The organism is Pedobacter sp. 10L46_2, assembly GCF_056395165.1.
This window is the reverse complement of sequence record NZ_JBFTIZ010000453.1, coordinates 1-2,226: the sequence shown is the minus strand read 5'-3', so window position 1 is coordinate 2,226 and position 2,226 is coordinate 1. Positions and strand designations below refer to the sequence as shown.

Here is a 2,226-nt window from a genome sequence, read left to right as displayed (position 1 = left end):
CCACCCTTCCGGATGATCCTAAACCAAGCCCCATTGGGTTGTTGATTATTGCCAATACACCTTCTACCCATTGCTGAAGGTGTCCGATACTGGAAGGGTCACTAAAATCAATGGTGTTAACCAGAATTTGAATGATACCCTCATGATTTTGTTCAAATTGCCAGAATAAATAAGCCACATAAATTGCCACTGCACAAAAGCCAAGGTGAATAATGTGGGTTATTGCTTTTCTTTTGGTGAGCAATGCGTATACATAAGTTACCACGAAATAACTGGCCAATGGTGCCCTTGATAAGGCGAAAAGTATGGCTAAAAAGGAAGCGCCTAATCCCAGCATTCCTACGGTATTGATTCTAAATTTATTGTTGTCAGTAGTGTATAGGCCAGCTATAACAGCCAACGAAATTATGGAAGCCGCCGCAAGCTCAAGCGGGTTGGTGAAAAAGCTGGCGAAACGCCTGTAGCCACTGTCAGAATCAAAAGTTGTACTGATTCCGTACTGTCCGCTAGGCTCAGCGTTAAAAAAATAATAATTGTATTCGGCATAGCCGGTGCGCAATTGTAACTGCTGGTACATCAGGAGCTCTACTACCAGCACAGCTCCGGCTGCGATGGTGAGCAGCACCAGGTAATTAAAATATTTATTGATGTAGACCTCTTTTGCATCGATGGTACGCCCAACAAAGTATACCATAATATAAAAGGCCGTACTTTTAAGCGCAATCAGTCGGTCGAACAGCCCCTGTTCACCTATCGGCAGCAATGCATACAGGATCAGGTACAGCAAGAAGGCCATTATGGTATAATCGATCAGGTGAAACCGGGGTCGATATTTTAAGTTAGCCAGATTTAAAAGGAGCACACCAAATATCAAGGCCTCTTTAAAAAATTGCATGGTTGGAATGATGCTTTTTAGTCCCAGCATAAACGTAACCGACATGGTGGTGGTGTAGATCGAGAGCCCGAAGATCATGAACAGCAGCAAGCCGCTGGCATTTCCCCTTAAGATCTCTCTTACTGCCATTATAAAAGAACAAATAAAGATCAGGGGAAAAATAAACATAGTTAGCTCTTTGTTGAATTTATGGTTTCGATGGCCAAATTAAGTTTTTCGGAGTGAAAAATCCATCTTTCAATCCTTTAAATAAATATTCCGCTTTTTTATTTCTTCCCTTTAGCTTAAAATAAGAATATAAGGCAAGGTAGTAGGGGGCATTGTACAAAAATACCAGGGGATAGAATAATGGCTTGCCATATCCACGCAAAAACCAGATCTTGTTTCTATTTACATAGTAGTGAATAACAGGACTTAAAGTGCCCTCATTGGTTTCCTTCTCTTTTCCGGAAGCGCCGGCCTCATGGTACATTTTGCAGGAAGGAAGGTAATGCAGTTCATACCCTTGTGCGCGGAGCCGGAAAGAGAGTTCCACATCTTCATAATATAAAAAGAACTCCTTGTTAAAGCCTCCGGTTTGCTTTAATACCTCGTTTCTTATCAGGCAACAACAGCCCGTAACCCATTCTACCTTTTTATAATCCTGTTCATCTGATGATTCAGAAGTATTCTTTTTGTTATAGGTAAACCCAAGTACAAAGTTTACATACGAATCCCCGTTCCAGATCTTGTTTCTGTCGTGCATCCAATAAATGGCAGGCTGAACCGCAGCAGCTTGGGGATGGTTTTGCATGTGCTGCAGCATTTTGCTGATGATGTCGCTATCAACCAGCGTATCCGTATTCATGATCAATGAGTAGGTATAGCCCTTACTGATGCTGTAATCAATTGCACGGTTGTTTCCTTCTGCAAAACCCAGATTTTCTTTATTGTCGAGATAAACGAGCTCGGGAAATTGACTTTGCAAAAGTTCCAGAGAACCATCTGTAGATCCGTTATCAGTTACAATGATGTCAAAATGATCAGGGTTGCAATATTCAAGTACAGATTTTATGCAATCAGTGGTGTACTCCGGAGTATTCCAGTTGAGCAGGATCAGGGCTACAGGTTTAGACATTTTGGATGGCGGGTTTCTTTACCACATATTGATACATAAATAAGGCGCAAAGTTCAATAATTACTGTAAATGAACCAAACCATTTATAATTGGCATAATGTAAGAACAGGAATGCAAGAGCCACAGAAAATGCAAACATGATCATTGCGATCCTGAAAATGTAAACACTATTATTTTTGAGCAGTTGATCTAGTACATTTAATACGTTTAAAGC

General features: G+C 40.8%; 3 protein-coding genes. All 3 read right to left on the bottom strand.

The features are described 5' to 3' along the window. Positions 1-1,024, bottom strand: a 1,024-nt coding sequence (locus tag AC1DDX_RS26640; RefSeq protein ID WP_477622950.1) for a hypothetical protein, incomplete at its 3' end; no start/stop codon positions are given. Positions 1,025-1,082: 58 nt separating this feature from the next. Then, positions 1,083-2,012 (bottom strand): glycosyltransferase family 2 protein, encoded by a 930-nt coding sequence (locus AC1DDX_RS26635; RefSeq protein WP_337718072.1) that lies wholly within the window; start codon positions 2,010-2,012, stop codon positions 1,083-1,085. Continuing rightward, positions 2,005-2,226 (bottom strand): hypothetical protein (locus AC1DDX_RS26630; RefSeq protein ID WP_477622949.1); only part of this gene is annotated, 222 nt, incomplete at its 5' end. The genes AC1DDX_RS26635 and AC1DDX_RS26630, both read right to left, overlap by 8 nt.

Coding starts and splice junctions, on each gene's coding strand:
- AC1DDX_RS26635 (WP_337718072.1), bottom strand. CDS start 2,012: ATGTCTAAACCTGTAGCCCTGATCCTGCTCAACTGGAATACTCCGGAG.